General features: G+C 40.1%; 11 protein-coding genes. 6 read left to right on the forward strand and 5 right to left on the reverse strand.

The annotated features are described in order from the left end of the window. The first annotated feature begins 1 nt into the window (after window position 1). Complete coding sequence (gene tamL, locus K1Y79_RS17320) at window positions 2–2,305, forward strand: translocation and assembly module lipoprotein TamL (RefSeq protein WP_220251424.1); 2,304 nt, start codon at window positions 2–4, stop codon at window positions 2,303–2,305. A 58-nt stretch (window positions 2,306–2,363) separates the two neighbouring features. Beyond that, window positions 2,364–2,732 carry a septal ring lytic transglycosylase RlpA family protein gene (locus K1Y79_RS17325; protein ID WP_236059682.1) on the forward strand — a complete coding sequence of 123 codons (369 nt, stop codon included), beginning with the start codon at window positions 2,364–2,366 and terminating at the stop codon, window positions 2,730–2,732. Between the two features lie 74 nt (window positions 2,733–2,806). On the opposite strand, the gene K1Y79_RS17330 is transcribed toward K1Y79_RS17325, so the two are convergent. Beyond that, the gene (locus K1Y79_RS17330) at window positions 2,807–3,358 is read right to left on the reverse strand and encodes a type 1 glutamine amidotransferase domain-containing protein (protein WP_220251426.1); all 552 of its coding nucleotides are present in this window, start codon (window positions 3,356–3,358) and stop codon (window positions 2,807–2,809) included. 564 nt (window positions 3,359–3,922) lie between these two features. Beyond that, window positions 3,923–4,927 carry a hypothetical protein gene (locus K1Y79_RS17335; RefSeq protein WP_220251427.1) on the reverse strand — a complete coding sequence of 335 codons (1,005 nt, stop codon included), beginning with the start codon at window positions 4,925–4,927 and terminating at the stop codon, window positions 3,923–3,925. A gap of 243 nt (window positions 4,928–5,170) precedes the next feature. On the opposite strand from K1Y79_RS17335, the gene corA reads away from it, so the two are divergent. Beyond that, on the forward strand, window positions 5,171–6,286 hold the full coding sequence (gene corA, locus K1Y79_RS17340) for a magnesium/cobalt transporter CorA (RefSeq protein ID WP_220251428.1): 1,116 nt from the start codon (window positions 5,171–5,173) through the stop codon (window positions 6,284–6,286). Window position 6,287: 1 nt separating this feature from the next. On the opposite strand, the gene K1Y79_RS17345 is transcribed toward corA, so the two are convergent. Continuing rightward, window positions 6,288–6,791 carry a DUF2480 family protein gene (locus tag K1Y79_RS17345; protein WP_220251429.1) on the reverse strand — a complete coding sequence of 168 codons (504 nt, stop codon included), beginning with the start codon at window positions 6,789–6,791 and terminating at the stop codon, window positions 6,288–6,290. A gap of 1,005 nt (window positions 6,792–7,796) precedes the next feature. Further along, on the reverse strand, window positions 7,797–9,905 hold the full coding sequence (locus K1Y79_RS17350) for a peptidylprolyl isomerase (protein ID WP_220251430.1): 2,109 nt from the start codon (window positions 9,903–9,905) through the stop codon (window positions 7,797–7,799). Between the two features lie 766 nt (window positions 9,906–10,671). Between K1Y79_RS17350 and nadA the strand changes: the two genes are divergently transcribed. Beyond that, window positions 10,672–11,679 (forward strand): quinolinate synthase NadA, encoded by a 1,008-nt coding sequence (nadA, locus tag K1Y79_RS17355; protein ID WP_236059684.1) that lies wholly within the window; start codon window positions 10,672–10,674, stop codon window positions 11,677–11,679. 2,284 nt (window positions 11,680–13,963) lie between these two features. Here nadA and K1Y79_RS17360 read toward each other — a convergent pair. After that, the gene (locus tag K1Y79_RS17360) at window positions 13,964–14,203 is read right to left on the reverse strand and encodes a FeoA family protein (protein ID WP_220251431.1); all 240 of its coding nucleotides are present in this window, start codon (window positions 14,201–14,203) and stop codon (window positions 13,964–13,966) included. 187 nt (window positions 14,204–14,390) lie between these two features. Between K1Y79_RS17360 and ybeY the strand changes: the two genes are divergently transcribed. Both ybeY and mnmG read left to right on the forward strand, forming a co-directional pair. Further along, window positions 14,391–14,822, forward strand: coding sequence for an rRNA maturation RNase YbeY (gene ybeY, locus K1Y79_RS17365; protein ID WP_220251432.1), 432 nt, complete (start codon window positions 14,391–14,393; stop codon window positions 14,820–14,822). A gap of 2,265 nt (window positions 14,823–17,087) precedes the next feature. Further along, window positions 17,088–18,956: a tRNA uridine-5-carboxymethylaminomethyl(34) synthesis enzyme MnmG gene (mnmG, locus tag K1Y79_RS17370; protein WP_220251433.1), complete on the forward strand. Its 1,869-nt coding sequence runs from the start codon at window positions 17,088–17,090 to the stop codon at window positions 18,954–18,956. The last annotated feature ends 70 nt before the right edge of the window (window positions 18,957–19,026 follow it).

Below are 19,026 nucleotides of genomic sequence, written 5' to 3' on the forward strand. Positions count from 1 at the left end.
GATGACCAAAGGATACAGGTATATATCATCCACTGTTAGTGCAGCGTTGTTTGTCCTGTGCATCAGCGCATGCAGTACCACCAAAACAGTTCCCGACAATGACCGCCTGTACACAGGCGCCGACGTCAAATGGGAAGGAAGAAAGCCCCGTGACTATAGCACGCTTTCGGCAGAAATGAGCAGTCAGACCAGGCCAAAACCTAACAGAAAGTTTGCCGGTATGCCATTCAGGCTCTGGCTATATAATCTGGGTAAAGAACCTAAAGGAAAAGGACTGAATCATCTGCTTAGAAATAAGTGGGGGGAACCACCTGTGTTGCTCAGCAGTGCTAAACCGGATTATACCGCCAATGTGCTGGAGCAATATCTGGTAGACAACGGCTTCTTTCAGGCAACCGTTACTTCTGAAATTAAAAACAGTGGTAAGAAAAAGGCGTCCATCAACTATAATGTAACGCCTAATACCCGTTACCGCATCAAAAGCGTTACCTATGAAACTGATAGCAGCGATCTGGGTAAAGCTGTAGCTGCCGCCAAGGAGGGAAGCTCTCTGAAATTAAGGCGTCCCTACCGCCTGGATAGCGTGGTGGCAGAACGTAATCGTGTGCATAATATATTAAAGGAACAGGGCTATTATTACTTTACTCCAGACCATTTGCTGGTAGAAGTTGATAGTACCAATGGGGGAATGGTAGATCTTTATCTGAAAGTTAAAGATGAAACACCTGCGGCTGCACGCCACCCCTACAGGATGAAGAATATTACTTTATACCCTAATTATTCACTGGACAACGATTCTGCCAGCCGTCGGGGCAAACCGGTACAATACAATCATATCAGGATCGTCGATTCAACTGAGAAATTCAGACCAAGCGTCTTTGACAGGTCTGTCTTCTTAAAACCCGATAGTCTTTACAGGCTTAGTAATCACAATATTACATTAAGACGTCTTACAGATATGGGTACCTTTAAGTTCGTTAAGGGGCAGTTCCGTACTGTAAGAGGTGATAGTTCCAGGTTGAATGCCAGTTTCTTCCTGACCCCTTATCCTCGAAGAAGTTTATCAGCCGAACTTAGAGGCACATCAAAATCAAACAACTTCGTAGGTTCAGAGATCAGAATTACCTCCAAGAACCGTAACTGGCTACATGCAGCCAATTTGTTGGAAATCATTCTCTCCGGTGGTATGGAATGGCAGGTAGGTGGACGAAAAACTGCTAATAACACAACCCTGATCGGTGGTAATTCATATAATGTAAAAGCAGAAGCTGCGGTTACTATCCCCCGCTTCTGGCAACCATTATTCAATTTCAATGTACGCACACCTTATGTGCCACGCACCCGTATCAGCCTGAGTTATGAATTGTTCAGCCGTAGTCAGTTGTATAACCTGAATGCATACTCATTCCAATTCCAGTATATCTGGAGACAAACTCAATATCTGGAACACAGGTGGTCTCCTATAGCAATTACATACGTATTGCCTACCAGTACAACTCCTGGCTATGATAGCATATTATTTAACGATCCTAGTCAGCGAGCGGCAATAGAAAAGCAATTTATACTGGGTGGAAATTACAGTGTGACTTACAACAATCAGTCGGACAATAGAATACACAGTTTCTATCTGAACGGAGACCTGGATTACTCTGGTAATCTGGCAGGACTGGTAGTACCAAAGAAAGATAGTGGCAGAACCATTATCGGTGCTCCTTTCGCTCAATATGTCCGGCTTACCGCTGATCTGAGACATTACTGGAAACTGAACAGAAAGCTGACCTGGGTAAACAGACTGTATGCCGGTTTTGGTATCCCTTATGGCAACTCTACGACATTACCATTTGTAAAACAATACTTTATAGGTGGTAGTAGTAGTCTCCGCGGGTTCCGAGCCAGAACCCTGGGACCTGGTTCCTATAAAGATACCGCCAGTCAATACCTTGCTAACGAGGCAGGGGATATCAGGCTGGAGTTTAACTCAGAGTTACGCGCCAAGCTGACTGGCATCTTTAATGCCGCTGTGTTTGTAGATGCTGGTAACATCTGGCTGAAGCAGAATGTTCCTACTAAACCCGGCAGTAAGTTCAGCGCCAGTTCTTTTGGTAACCAGATAGCCGTAGATGCTGGTGTGGGTCTACGTGTAGATGCTTCTATTATTGTCGTACGACTCGATCTGGCCTTCCCGTTGCGTAAACCATGGCTACCATCTGATGAGAGATGGGTCGTAAAAGACATCAAGTTTGGTGATCCCGACTGGCGTAAAGAAAACCTGATTCTAAATATTGCAATTGGATATCCTTTCTGATTTTTCTACCTTGGGCGGGATACTCCCGCCCATTTTATTAAAATTGCCTATGATAACAATGAAATATATACGTAATGCCATTTTCCTGCTCGGTACTATCATGTGTTTTACCGCCTGCAGCAGGAAAGTTACAGAAACAGGAAAAGCATCTTATTATGCAGATAAGTTTGAAGGTCGTAAAACTGCCAGCGGAGAAGTATTCAGACAACGACAAATGACAGCGGCTCATCGCACACTCCCTTTTGGTACCAAAGTTACCGTTGTGAATGTTTCCAATGGCCGATCAGTGAAAGTGCGTATTAATGACCGGGGTCCCTTTGCAGAAGGCAGGGTTATTGACCTATCTAAAAAAGCTGCACGTAAGCTGGGTATGGTCACCATGGGCGTTGCGCCGGTAGAAATTAAATACAAGAAGAAAAAGAAATAATCTGATTCTCATCTAAATAAGAAAAGGCGATACAGTAATACTGTATCGCCTTTTTTATATTGGAAACCTTAAGATCAGGCGTGTACTCCTTCGCCTATCTCCTCAACCATCTTTCTACAGAATGCCGGCAGGTCATTCGGATTACGGCTGGTAACCAATCCATTATCCACCACTACTTCCTGATCAACCCAGTTAGCGCCTGCATTGGTCAGATCTGTTTTCAACGAAGGGTAAGATGTAACCGTTCTGCCTTTCAGCTCACCTGTTTCTATCAACGTCCACGGACCATGACAAATGGCGGCAATCGGTTTACTATCATCAAAAAAGCCGGATACAAAGTTCACTGCCTCCTGATTTTCACGGAGGTGATCTGGGTTCATTACACCGCCTGGTAGCACAAGTGCATCATAATCTTTGGCATTGGCATCGCTCACTGTTTTATCCACAGGATATGCTTTACCCCAGTCTTTCTCTGCCCAAGCCTTTACTTCGCCATCATGCAATGAAATCACTTCTACCTGTGCACCTGCTTCCTGCAAAGCTTCCATTGGCTGCGTAAATTCACTTTCTTCAAAACCATCGGCCACCAGAATGGCCACTTTCTTATTACTGAGTTTGTTTTCCATAATCATCTGTTTTATGGGTGTTGGTAAATCAGTTCGGACTACTATCTGTTTACACAAAAACGGTTCCTAAAGGGGAAAGGCCTGTAGATCTGTGACCTATACTCATATATAAATGATGCTCAACAGTTCGGCTGTGCATTTATTTACTCAGAGTAATGTTAACAATACTCATTTAACTCACATTTATTGGGTAACTGCACTATTTTTTTTGGAATTATTCAATGGCTACTGTTACTTGCACGGCAATCAGTTTTGCTATCTCAATGAGAACAAGAGATTTGCCATAACGCATCTGAGAATGCATATTAAGATCAGATCAGAATTTTGCTGTAATTGGTTTTGTGAAATGAAAGTAATGTGAGAGAAAGCTGAGTATTTGTTATTTGTCCAATCTCTATTAATTCCCTTTTCTGTAAAGCATATCATGCTTCGTAAACACTTACGGAGTTATATGTCTGCGGCCTGTTTGTAACAACCACAATATTATTTTACATCGTCTTCCATATCCTAGTCTTAAATAGCCAATCTACTGCCGGTGAGTCCTTTACCGGCAGTTAACTTTTTTTAATTATCCGCAGCTACGGCATTCAATGCCCCATTCTGCTGCAGTAAATTGTACATATAACTTGCCCGGAACTGTTGCCCGTTTATCTCGTACGTCGGATCATTACTACCTGATGAATCGTTCATTGCATCTGTAGAAAAATACAATGGATGCACAGCATTCTTTGCGAAAATATTGGAAGCCGCAGGGTCTAAAACATAAGAGTCATTATTATAAGGAATCGATAAAGCTTCTCTGGATAGTTTGAGATTAACAGATAAACGATTCATATAATCAGTGACAAATTGTTGTTTGTCAAAATACTCCTGATTACCCGTATCAAGTCGTTGCGCAGCGGCGCTGATCAATTCTTCCGTATATCTTACAAGATCAGGGTTATAAATATTCACACGATCTGCATACAGATCCCAGACATTCTTAACACCCTTCAGCGCAGCTGAAGCTTCTTTCAGACTCTGACTGTTCTCAGGACAATCAAATCCACTGATACCCAGTGATATAATTCTAACCAGCTCCAGTCTCATTGCATCAAACAATTGGGCATCAGTAGGAGCAGGACAATTGTTTTCATGACACAATGTATTTACAGCAGTAGCCAGCTTCCGTGCTTCTACATATGCCATCTGGGTATCTGCGACGTGCAATGAAGGATATAACAAAGATTCCAGTCGCTGAAACGCTTTTCCCTCAGCATAAGCAGCTGTATCATGACCATTCCCGTTGATCAGTTGTACCGTATACGGGTGAAAATATTCAGCAAGTACCTCTACCTCTTTATAGGCAAGCCTGGATTGGCAGAATGCATCGTGCACTTCCTTCTGTGACTGGTGAGTAGCAAGAGCGGTACAAAGCTTGTCAACTTTGCCTTTCAGCTTCTGAATACCAGGCACATACCAGGATAAGACATGTTGCGAGGGAGCTGCTGGTTGTTGCCTGTGCTCATAGATGCTAAATGCACAGATAATTAACAGTAAAGTGGCTACGACAAAAATTAGAACACGCATAGACCTATTTATTTCACCAGTTAGTTAAAAGCATTTTATTTTTATCTATACAAAACTGATGTCAACATAATAGTAATGCATACCGGTGGAGGGGCTAACAAGTGAAGCAGTTATCCCGTATAATCATTATTATGTGAACAGTTGCAGGTAATTCTATATCACAAGATATAGACAAGTTGTTAAATAAGCGTTACGCCTATTTTAAGTTAACTTTAAAATAGCGCAGCATAAATCAGTCCATAAATGTCGAGATCGAACCGCATATTGCCTATACAGGATGTATTAGAAACGCTGAACCCGTTCAAGGTTAAGAAACAGCGTCTAATGAATTATAATCCTGCCACCGGTCCGCTGACCCGGAAACCTGCTCCTTGTGAAAAAATCACCATTTTCAACTACAGCACTACCCATTTTGAGGAAGTGTCTCTCAATGGGGGCGAAGTGGAGGCCATATTTAAACATATCAATAGTGAGAATGTTGTTTGGATCAATGTAGATGGGATTAACCGGCAAACCGTTCACAGAATTTGTGGCGAACTTGGTGTACATATCCTGCTCGAGGATGACATCATGAGTATAGGGCAGCGGGCAAAGATGGACGAGATCGGGGAACATTTATTTTGCCTGCTTCCAATGATGTATTTTAATGCAGAAAGCTGTACGGTAGATCAGGAGCAGGTAAGTGTTGTGCTGGGAAAGAATTTTGTCATCTCTTTCCAGGATGATGCAGAGCGAGACGTTTTCAACCATGTAAGGGACAAACTGCGTATTAACAATTCCCGCATCCGCTCTGTAGGAGCAGATTACCTCTGTTATTCACTGATAGACACCATTGTGGATAGCTATTATCAGATAATAGAAAAACTTGGTGAGCGTATAGAACTGATGGAAGATGCGGTACAGCATCAGCCGAATACCCGCGCACAGGCGCGTATTAATTTCCTTCGTAAGGAGTTATTACTGTTCAAGCGGGCCATTGCGCCGGTACGCGAACTGGTAAATGGCTTTCTGAAAAGTGATAGCGAGTTGCTGGAAGAGCGTACAACGAAGTATTTCAAAGATGTATATGACCATATCGTGCAGGCAAATGATCTCGCTGAGAATTATCGGGATATGATTCTGAACATACAGGATCTCTATCATACCCAGATCAATCTTAAAATGAATGAGATCATGAAGGTACTGGCAGTTGTCACCACACTGATGGCTCCGCTGACTTTTATAGCAGGCATTTACGGGATGAATTTTGAGAACATGCCGGAGCTGCGTACAAGGAATGGTTACTACTACACCCTGGGCTTCATGTTGTTGATGCTGATAGGGATGATATTATTTTTCCGGAAGAAGCGGTGGTTTTAGGTCACTTCTTTTTATAGATAGGAACTGTGGAGCACGGTTCACCATACATCAGGCTTTTTACAACTGGTCTGAGCAGGCGGGTTATTTCCACATAGGCAGCTTCTCCGGCTCCTTTGTCTCCGCAACCTTTGATTACTACGCGTTTGTCTGAGTACTCATTCACATCAATATTGGCGAGGCGCTTCATAAACTGCACCTGGTGAACGTGTTTTTTGTCACCAAAAGCAGCGAAGTTGGCAACAGGTTCCAGATAAGTCATTACCAACATATAAGCCCAGAAAGGTATAACGGCATCGGCACTGCAGATGATACCCACATTTTTATTACGGTATTGTTCCCAATCAAGGCCTTGTAAGGCAGCACGGAAATCCTTCTCTTTTAGGATCATCTCCATAAAGAGATACTGCTTAAGATCAAACTCTACAATTTCCTCTGCTGGGTAGTAGTCTTCGAGGTCAAGGGTGATGATTCCACTTTGCGCTACCTTATTTACAATCTCTTCCATAAAGATTACTTTTTACAAATTTACTGAAATTTGGCGCGTAGGCAGCTAATTATATTGATCACTTTCGATAGATTGTGCTAGTCAGGTAGACTTGCGTAACAATCGCTTCCCTGTCAATAACATGTGAACAATCCGGGGATAACAGTAATTAGACATCCTTTCTAACAGAGTATATCATTATGATAAAGCCAATTACATATATAATTTGCAGTCAGCCGTAGGTCAAATAGGTGTGAATAACTACGGGTCTAACCAAAAGACTTAAAAAAATCACTACATAACTTCACTGATTAAGATGTTGACATCAATAAATCTACCCTTGCAGCAACTTATGGATCTCGTTATAAGACAGACTATTTATACCAGGAAGCGTTTTCTAAAATCCATGACTATTTACACAATTAGCCCCCGATTAATAATAACCTGGTTAGAAATGATCCGGACACCTGTGCCTTACATTTCTGAGAGTTTGCGACAATCATCAGCCACTGGCATCACCACCTTTTTACTTTTTCTCATTGACCGGCGATTGTTTTCTTATTTGCCGCCGTATTATCTTTCAATCTTTCTCATCACCTTAAGGGCACCAAAAGGGCACCTCAATATCGAAGGGATATTGAAGTGCCCTTTTGGTGTTGGAATGATGATAGGATGGATTGAAGAATAGAGCGAATACTGACCAATGACAATAAGCGGACTAACTATAAAATATGGAGAAGCGTTATCCACAGAAAAGCGAATTTTTTACATAATGGTAATTCCGCGTAGAGGGAGGACTATGAAAGTTGATAACGAGGCCTTATGCAGTATGGGGTGAGGCATACGATGCAATTCAAGAAAGTACACTATTGATAATCAAATAATTATCTACAGAGGTTATAAATCAATTTTTTATCGGCTTACATGAAGCGATCTGATCGGTACATTCTAATAGGACTTATAAAAACCAAAAGCCCCAGGCATATGCCCGGGGCTTTTGGTTATGATCAGTTATTTGAAGAATCCTTAAAAGAATTTGCTACGGTTGTCTTCGATCTTGCTCAGTTTTTTCAGGACTGTGAACAATTGACCGTCGAGGGCAGAGAGCATGCTTTGTTCATAAGCACGGCTAACACTTGCCGGATCCTGACCACCAGGGCCTGGCTGATAAGCATCAACTTTCAGTACATATACACCTGCGTTACCTTCGATTGGAGCAGAAACTTTAGCTGTACCCCAGCTTTTGTTAAATGCAGCGCCTACAACACGAGGCTCAAAACCGAGGCTTGCTACGAAAGGAGTACCGAAGCCAATACCTTCTGCCTTTTGTTCTGGTTGGTTAGTTGCTTTTGCTACGTCAGCCAGAGAAGCTGGAGATTTAATTTTCTCCATGATCTGAGCTGCTTTCTTTTCTTTTCTCACTTCAGCTTCAACAGCAGGTCTAACATCTTCCAGTGGAGCAGTACCTTCTGCGCGAACAGCAGTCAGCACAGCTACAACATAAGTATTGTCGAAAGTGAACACGTTACTTACAGCACCTTTCTTGGAATCATATGCCCAACGTACCAGCTCACGAGCCTGACCGATACCTGGAATTGTGAAATCCATAGGGCGGAGGTTATCAGCGATACGTTTGTTTAAGCCTTGCTCCTGAATATTTTTCTCAAAAGTTTTCTGGTCACGGTTTTTAGAGGCAAATTCATTTGCTTCAGCATATGCTTTGCTATCTGTTTCGCGGCTAGGAGCTACTGGTTTAGCGAGGTAAGCCAGTTTAACAGCGGTACCGATATTCTTTTGTTCCAGTACTTCGATCAGGTGGTAACCAGCCTGTGTTTTCACAACACCGATAGAACCTTTACCTTTTTCCAGGGCGAAGTCTTTAAATTCTTTCAGGAAGTCTGTAGACGGAGTAACGTCGTACTCACCACCGGTAGGTTTGCTTCTTACGTCATCAGTATACTGATCAACAAGAGCTTTAAAGTCAGCACCGCCTCTTACAGCTCTTTCGATACTGTCTATACGTACTTTAGCCAGGGAGTCAGGAAGACCAGCGCCTTGCTGATTTTGAGTGGCAACTAATATATGACGTACTTTAACACTATCCGGTAAAGTTTTACGATCGATCATTTTAGCGTAAACGATCAGGTTATTATCATAATAAGGACCGAATACTGCGCCAACCGGGAGGGTAACCAGTGTATCTTTCTGAGGCACCATCAGTGCACTTTTAGATACATAGCTATCATAGTAAGGCAGGTCAGAGTTACGGTTGATAAAACCAGCGATATCGCTATTGCTGATAGTATCCAGTTCCTGCTTAGCGTCCATCAGCACTTTCAGTGCATTGGCAGTATCAGCAGCAGAAGGTACAACGTTGAAGGCGATATAATCAACCTTACGGGATTCTTCTGTTTTGAACAGTTCTTTATGTTTTGTAATGAAGTTATTCAGGTCGCTGTCTGTTAATTTAATGGTAGAATCAGCGATAGAGGCATATGGAACAGATACATAAGATATAGATGCTGTCTGTCCGTTATCCTGGATTTGCTTTTCAGCTAACCATTTAGGATAATAAACTGCCTGTTTGATCAGGGAGAGATATTTCTCAGAAATCCTTGACTGAGCAATGTAGTCTTCCAGCTGGAGGAGGCCTGCACGCATCTGACCGGTTTTATCCTGGCTGATGCTAGCGAGTACCTGTTGCATACGTGCGCGGTCGAACTGACCTGTTTTCTCATCAGTGAACTGTTGAGTGATAACAGGGCTTGGGTTTTTACCGGTGAATTGATCTTTGATCTCTTCTTCGGTAACAGCCAGACCCAGTTTTTCGTACTGAGCGCTCAGGATGTTGTCGCTCAGGAACTGGTTCCAGGCAGATTCACGTGCCTGCTGAGTGATTTGCTCATTCAGTGCGCCGTTAGACATACGCATTCTGTCTTCAGCAGTTTTAATCATCTGCTGATAGTCGGAGAATTCGAGCTCCTTGCCATTTACTTTACCAACTGTGGTAGAACGGCGAATTAGAGAGTTTTTGCCGAAAAAGGCATCCTGTAACAGGAAACTAACAATAGCCAGGCAGATCACAACTACGATCACCACGGCATATTTATCCCTGATCTTCTGAATAACTGACATATATTATATAGTCTAAATTTTTTAAGGAAAGCAAAAATAGAATAAAATAACTGTAACTGCAAAAAGGTTTTTATTGGCCGAAACCCAATACAGTAAAGGGTTTGCGGCATTTTAACCGGAAAAGTTAGTCAAGGTTCATTCACAGGTTATCCACATTTGTCATGATTTTTGTACCAGGTTGTTTGAAGTACCCAGGGATTTTTTAATACGGCTACAGACCATTATTTCAGGAAATATGCCACCCTAAAAACATGTGTTTGGTTATTCACATTTCACAGGCAGGCAAAATCTTCATTCACATAAAATTGTGCAAAAAGATTCATGTAAAGCTAAAAAAGCAATTTCATCCTGAGATAACTTTTTAGTTGTAGTTTATCCACATTGACTGTTAAAAAACTGGCAATTGTTGTCCAATATCTTCTGAAAAACTCCACTTCGGGTACCTGAAAACTAATTTTGTTATTTCGGAAGAAATTGGTCCGGATCAAAAAAGTGGATTTCGCGGCATAGTTTTACCCGTCTATTAACATTTTCTTAATACTGCACCGTCAAACAAATTATTCACGGAAAACGATATCCACCTATGTGGATTAAATTAGGGTTTTCTAGTACTATGGCCAATCTCGACTGTTAATTTATTGTGGATAGCAGTGAAAAAAAGAATAACAACTACATTTGTACACGACGGTCAAAATTTGTTTTCACATATTCACAGCCCTAATAGTAGTGGGTTTTTCTTTTTAAAAAATAAACTAGATATATAATTATGATGAGGGAGCTGGAAATTGCTAAAAGCGAACTTCAAAAAAAAGGGTACCTGGATTTACCGGTTGATGTGCGTCTCGATCTTTTTGCGGAAATCGAAAGATTGAAAAAAGAAAAAAATGCGATTGTCCTTGCGCACTATTACCAGGAGCCAGATATTCAGGATGTGGCAGATTACATCGGGGATAGTTTGGGACTAAGTCAGCAGGCAGCAAAAACTGATGCTGATATCATTGTTTTCGCCGGAGTTCACTTTATGGCTGAAACCGCAAAAATTTTGAGTCCGCAGAAGAAAGTGCTGTTACCTGACCTGAAAGCTGGTTGTTCACTGGCCGATAGCGCTCCGCCGGAACTTTTCCGGAAGTTTAAGGAAAAGCACCCCGATCACCTGGTTATATCCTACATAAACTGTTCGGCAGGTATCAAGGCGCTCAGCGATATCATTTGTACCTCTTCTAATGCCGAAAAGATCATCGAGAGCGTTCCGAAGGACCAGCCGATCATTTTTGCCCCCGACAGGAATTTAGGCGCTTATTTGGCCAAAAAAACTGGAAGGGACATGTTGCTCTGGAATGGTGCATGTATGGTTCACGAGATTTTTTCGTTGGAAAAGATCACAAAACTGAAGATTCGTCATCCCAAAGCCAAGGTGATAGCGCATCCGGAATGTGAAGCGGCGGTTTTGGATATTGCAGATTACATCGGTTCGACTACGGCTTTGTTGAATTTTTCTAAAAAGGATGAAGCGAAGGAATATATCGTGGTTACCGAAACTGGAATTTTACACCAGATGCAAATGGAGAATCCTTCTAAAACTTTTATACCTGCTCCACCCAATAATGCATGTGCCTGTAATGATTGTCCACATATGAAACTTAACACATTGGAAAAGTTGTATTTGTGCATGGAATATGAGGAACCTGAGATAACAATGAACGAGCAATTGCGTATTGCAGCAAAAAAGCCAATTGAGCGTATGTTGGAGATCAGTGCACAGCACGGATTGTAGTTAAATATCTGAAAAACAGTAGTTTACAACTTTAATTTCGCATAATTTATTTTTTACAGGCCTGATTAGCGTGCTAATCGGGCCTTTTTTATGTCTTTAAAAGCCTTATCCCACGGCTGATCCAGGTCATTTCAGGGGCTTCCCGGGGCTATTTCAGCCTAAAGCACTCGTTTTTCCAACCGCTTATAGATTCAATATTTGAAAAAATCCTGTAGGGGGGTACAGCATTTTCTTGTCTAATTGATTCTAAAGCCACTCTTTCGGGAAGCCCTTATACGTGGGATGGATCGTTTCATCCGGGCACAGATGCTATTTGGGTAAGTCTCACAACGTTTTGCGAAGGGCTCCTGGTTGTGATGAACTTTAAAATGCTGTAGGGTGGTACGAGTTTTTTAGTTTCAATAAAAATATGGGGGTTTCATTTTTGAAGCGCTTATAGCTGCGACGAAATTCACATTATGTGAATTGGTATAAATGATTAAAATCTAAGGGCTTTATTTTTAAGGCTTTGAGGTTTCGATGGATGTGGATATCGTGTGGGTACCTACAGAAAGTTGCTTTTCGTTAAAAATATAGCGCCTTCATTTTTGAAAGCCTTATAGCTGCGATGAAATTATGAATCTGCACTTGTACATAACTGATTGAATCCTGAGCGCTTTATTTTGAGTGCGTTGTGGTTGAATTGAAAATAATTTTCCTGTGGGTACCTACATAAAATCAGCCTTCAGGTAAAATATGGGCGTTTAAAATCTGAGCGGCTTATGGTTAAAATGAAATTTTGCATGCGGAGAGCTGTAGGCGTCATCCAATTCTCAGGGCATTCATGAATAGCTGATAGTTGCGAAATAGTAAAATACCTGTGGGTGACCACAGGTGTTTTATTTTGGCACAAACTATAGGCGTTTCAAAAATGAAGGGCTTATAGTTTTAATGAATTTTTGAAGAATGGAGGATAATGGGCCTCAATGAAAGCTGGAGGGCATCACGAAGCGGCTGAGAATCGAATTGGATTTGAGCAGTGTAGGTATCCACAGGAGAATTTTTTGGAGAGAAACAGGGAGCGTTAAATTTTGAAGGCTTTATAGCTATGACGGGAAGATGATGTGAAGGAATTTAGATTGATGAAGTTATTGTAGACGTATTCAGAGAGCTTTTACAGTTACATCTCAAAAATTTGCTGTAGGATCCCACAGCCATTTTTACAATATGATAAGTATAAGCGGTTCGTAAATGAACGGCTCAGGCCTGCGATGAAAATTTAAGTTTCAGATCATAGAAAGGACATTCAAACCTGAAGCGCTTCATAAAAATTCATTTTGATTTGCATTCAAACATGGGATATCAGCCTATTTCTGTGGATAACTATCTGTTTTTTGAGGAATTTTTAAAATTTTCTATTTTTTAAAGGAGCATATTTCTCAATTCTGACGTAAAATGTGTGTTACTAGTCTGACTAATGTTGAAAACGCAAATTTTTTTCTGTTTTTAGAATATTTACAATAGTGTTTTGTGAGTTATTCACAATTTCTTCGTTAAATGGGCTAAAATTTTTCTGAATTTTTTGATTTTGTGTATAAAGCGGGAAGCTTTGGGTAAGGGGATCAATGAACCCTGTTAAGAACGAGAACTTATTCACAAATTGCCTATCAAAAAGCTAATTTTTTTATTTTTTATAAATATTTCCTGTGTAAAATTGAAAAAGTAAAAATTATTGCCGCTTTTTGTTGATAACTTGATCATTTTATTGATGGTGCATGCAGCTATTCACACAATTGCCTGAAGTGAGGGGTAAATTCGTTAAATTGATCCATTCCACATAGGCAGATTTCAGCTTAAATATCTATAGGATGTGGAAAACTCTTTTTTTTCTACGTTTCACGATTAAAAGTTTCGAATAATTAACAATTCAATCAGGGCTTATAATAATAAGTTTCAGCTTTTCATATTATTTGAATATCAGAATGTATTTTTTGGTGATAACTCTGGTTTTAATCAAGTTATAGTTCAGGATTACCTGCCTTGAAAGGAGTGGCAAATGTGTAAATTCAGTCAACTGTTACTGGTGATATGATGCCTACATTTGTGCTGAGTGCATTTCATAAATTGGTTGGAATTATATCAGATATAGGGGCAGAAATTTAAAGAAGGATGGCAGATTTATTTATTTAGTAGGGGCGTAGTTTTAGAATAGTGTGATTGTTCCAGGAATTGATCAGTAAAGAGGCCGGTATTAAAATACAGATGGCCAATTGTAGGTATTACAATTGGCCATTTATATTTATGATTAGACCAGTTCTTCTACCCAGATGTAATCGGCTTCTGTCTTACGGAGGGAGAGATTATAGCCAGCCACCATAATTGAGATTGGATCTCCAAGCGGGGCGATCTTTTCGACTTTTACAGTTTCACCAGGTACACATCCCATTTCCATTAATTTAAGGTGCAGATCATCTTTCTCGAAAGATGTGATAATCGCACTTTTTCCTATAGCAAGGGAAGACAATTTAATCACTCCTTTTTTCATCCGTTATAATTTAATCTTTAATGCCTGAAGTGTTGTTTAATCTTAGCAGGTGATAATTGTACCGCTTACTAAGTGATTGCGGCAAAGGTACTGGCTCACAATCAATCCAACAAAGACAGGAGAGAAGTAATCAGAAATTTCACCATATTTTTACATTCTGAATCACTTACAAAATTTTGTATCAGGTATGGCTATCAATTTTACTGCACATGAGGTAAAGCTGAAATTAAAAAACAGAAATAAGCTGAAAACATTTATAAGAGAATTATTTGCCAGAGAAGGGCAGGGACTGAAGAATCTTCATTATGTATTTTGTAGCGACGAATATCTTTTACAAATTAATCAGGAGTTTCTTCGGCATGATACCTTAACTGATATTGTTACGTTTGAACTAGGAGAAGATCCTGAAGTTATTGAAGGTGAAATATACATCAGCATAGATCGGGTTGAAGAAAACGCAAAGAAATTCCAGGTAACAGAGGAGCAGGAATTACATCGGGTAATTTTTCATGGGGCTTTGCATTTATGTGGATATAAGGATAAGTCAAAAGAACAATCTGCTAAGATGAGGGCCAAGGAAAATGAGGCGATTGAAATGTACTTTGATATAAAAATATAGGTTATGTTCCACGTGGAACATGATAGAAGAACCAGACTCATAAGTCTGGTTTTTGTGTTTAGGGCTATAGTTATATCAGATGCCAGAACGCATAAGTAAGGCAATTCCAGAACACACCTCATTGCCCCCCTAAAGTATTGTACATCTGAGATTCATTACTCACTAAAAGGAACAAGACGCCTCGTTATTGCATAGTTGTAATGCTAGTGTTATACCAGTCTCTCGTGAATATTAAGCAGTACATAGCCAACCTCATAGCGCGGCTATCTGATCTATGACAATCTAATTAACGAATGCATATTTGACAACAGTTGATGTTCCAGGGTTATAATGACTAATTAAGTATTGAAATGTAAGAGGATTATTCACAGAAGTTTTGACTCAAATCATAGTGCATCGTTCATAAAAGTAACAGAGTATCTACTCTGCATGTAGCGTCGAAGCCTGTTTGATTAGAAGATTGGCATAGAAAGCAGGATGTTCCCAGCTTTCGTGTAAAGTCAAAGGTATTCGAGCTGAATAGTTAAGTAGTATCTCTCGCTATGATTCAATGCTCTAACAGGAAGCTATCTAACGATTAAATTTCAATGCCATCATTTAGCTACACATTCAATTATCTACAACGGTTCTATTGATTGAAGCAAACTATGAGGGACAGTGTTCTTACTAAGTAACGCTATCAACCTATAACGTTAAGATACTTTCCTGTACGAACACTTTAAAGTTCCTGGACAGAATATTGGTATATCCTGAATGTGCCAGTACTAATGTCCTTGAGTCAAAGTGAATTCGAGACACTACATACATAGATAAGCGTGAATTTCACTTGATCGACACTATGATATGAACAATTGGTATCATAGTTAGCCCTGCTCCAATAATATATCTCACTTTAGCAGCGAGTTAATTATACTATTAACGGATTCCCTCTTATTTGTAGATAGACAATTGGATGAACTGAGCTCGAACAAAAAATTGCTCTTCAAAATATCTGATCGGTTTCATTATATCTTATCCGTATCATTATAATTATCAACGTATCCGATACAATGATTGCTTTAAGTAATCAATTGGACGTTGCGATAGTTACTATGATTGATTACATAAACTATCTGCAATTTCAAACCTATGTCAGGAGAGGATATCTAGTTTAATAAGATAGGTGGCAAGGTGTAGTATTAATATATTCTTTACAGGCGCTTAATATTTCTGTTATCAATGCTAAGCGATATTATCCCTTACAAAGTCGAACTTGCTATAATTGTTACCTTCTGTTACTTTAGGGATATTCCCAAAATGAAACCTACCATACATTCATACCTCACCGTAGTATGATATGGGGCGACTATCTCAAGTAAGCTTCTGCAAAGCAAATATATCTTAATGCACAACTATGTCTAAAGGCGATATGTAGTATTAGCGTTATTGCTGGGGCTAATGAGACACTTAATTGCGGTTTGAGAGCTTTAACACCTTTCCTATTGATATGTCTTGAGTTTAAGGTAATGCTACCAAGTTTGGGAAAATGCTTTGCTTGGTTATGTTAATAACTATGGTAGGGGCTACCGTTAAGATTCCCAATCACAACTTACTACTCTCGAGAAAAGAAATCGGCTTGGTAATATTCAGAATAACGAGTCTAAAATACGTCCTGGTTGAATTTAGTAATGTAATTTGTGGAACCATAAGAAAGCAGTACTATCCCTGGATCAACTTTGGATATCCTACGTCATGTAGTTGGTACTTCATTTATTTAAGTCGCTTGTCAGTTTTTTATTGCGGCTCATGACAGGTCCAACAATATCGAGCCTTTAGTTGGGAACATCGAAACATTAGTAGTTCGTATGGGCAACTCCTGATTGATCATGTGTTATTGAGTATCTACTTGCTGGTCTATTAAGATAGCTGAACGCATCTGTTAGAAGGAGCTTATCAACAGTCGTAAGAAATCCGGATATCTACGGAAGTGATTATTTATTTAGGGATCTTGATCATACTCCATATTATAAGCAAGATATAAAAACAAGACTTCTATCCTTCATTTTGACATTATCAATCTTGAGGGTGAATATTTTTATGCAGTCTATATGTCTTTAGCTCAGTTGGGAAACCAATCCTCTATCTCACCTTATAGTAACTAAGCCCAGGCATTTGCATTTACTGCTTCACTTTGTATACATTTTTAGAAGTGACCTTGCATGTTCCACGTGGAACATCACATGTCCTACCTTCTATGTACCTTTGCATTTCTATTTAAATAAAATTATGTTTCCATCATACGATGTAATTGTAGTAGGCGCCGGACATGCCGGTTGCGAGGCGGCGGCAGCTGCTGCAAACATGGGATCAAAGGTTCTTTTGATTACTATGAACATGCAGACTATCGCCCAAATGAGTTGTAACCCAGCTATGGGTGGTATTGCTAAAGGGCAAATAGTGAGAGAGATTGATGCACTCGGTGGATATTCTGGAATCGTAACAGATCAGTCGATGATCCAATTCCGGATGCTAAACCGTTCTAAGGGACCTGCTATGTGGAGTCCACGTACACAGAACGATAGAATGTTGTTTGCTACTAAGTGGAGAGAAGCTTTAGAATTTACTCCAAATGTGGACTTCTACCAAGATATGGTAAAAGGCCTTTTAGTAAAAGACGGACATTGTTATGGAGTAGTTACCGGACTTGGTCACGAGATAAAAGCTAAATCTGTTGTTCTAACCAATGGTACATTCTTAAATGGTGTAATGCATATAGGGGACAAACAGTTTGGTGGTGGTCGCGTAGCGGAGAAAGCAGCAACTGGTATTACTGAACAATTGGTATCTCTTGGCTTTGAAAGTGATAGATTAAAGACAGGTACGCCACCCAGAATAGATGCCAGGAGTCTTGATTATTCTAAAATGGAAGAACAACCAGGTGATGATGTGATCACTGGTTTCTCTTACATGGATGTCGAAAAAATAAAACCAGAGCAGCAAAGAAGTTGTCATATCACTTACACAAGTGATAAAGTACACAACATGCTGAAGACAGGCTTTGATAGATCACCCATGTTCCAGGGTAGGATACAAGGCGTCGGTCCAAGATATTGCCCCAGTATAGAAGATAAGATAAACCGTTTTGCAGAAAGAGACAGACATCAATTGTTCGTAGAACCGGAAGGTTGGAATACTGTTGAAATCTATGTAAACGGATTTTCTACTTCTCTGCCAGAAGATGTACAATATAAGGCGTTACAATTAGTACCTGGATTTGAGAACGTAAAAATGTTCCGTCCAGGATACGCTATTGAATATGATTACTTCCCACCAACACAGCTGCAATTTTCTCTGGAAACCAAACATATTCAGAATCTATTCTTCGCAGGACAAATTAATGGAACTACAGGTTATGAGGAAGCTGCCTGTCAGGGTCTTATGGCAGGTATTAATGCACACCTGAAAGCAACAGGTCAGGCACCATTTGTTTTGAAAAGGAGCGAGGCATATATTGGAGTATTGATCGATGACCTAATTAACAAAGGCACAGATGAGCCCTATAGAATGTTCACTTCAAGAGCAGAATTTAGAACATTGTTGCGGCAGGATAATGCAGATCTGCGTTTGACAGAAAAGAGCTTTGAGATGGGACTAGCTAGACAAACCAGATTAGATAAGGTGATTGTTAAGAAGGAAGGTGTAGAAAAGATTAAGACTATCCTCAAAGAATTACCAATCGATCCTGAGGAGATTAATCATCTGCTGGCTGAGAAAAATACTTCGCCTTTACCTCAACGTATGCGTGCTTACCAGATATTGTTACGTCCAACGATGGATATATTCTCAATGAAGAATGGCGTAAATAAAATAGGAAAGGCACTAGCTGAATTTGCAGATGAAGTACTTGAACAGGCAGAAATACAAATCAAGTACGAAGTATACATAGAAAAGGAGAATGATCTTGTAAAAAGAATGAGCCAGATGGAGGACTTGCTAATTCCGGATGGATTCGACTATACTAAACTGGTTTCTTTAAGTGCAGAAGCCAGACAGAAATTTAATAAGATCCGTCCCCGTACCCTCGGACAAGCCAGTAGAATTAGTGGCGTTAATCCAAGTGATGTACAGATCCTGATGGTATACATGGGAAGATAGTAACTACTACATTGGATAAAAATAAAAATACATGCTTATTACGGGCATGTATTTTTTTTGTCTATATTCG

The organism is Chitinophaga rhizophila, from assembly GCF_019492185.1.
Classification (GTDB): domain Bacteria; phylum Bacteroidota; class Bacteroidia; order Chitinophagales; family Chitinophagaceae; genus Chitinophaga; species Chitinophaga rhizophila.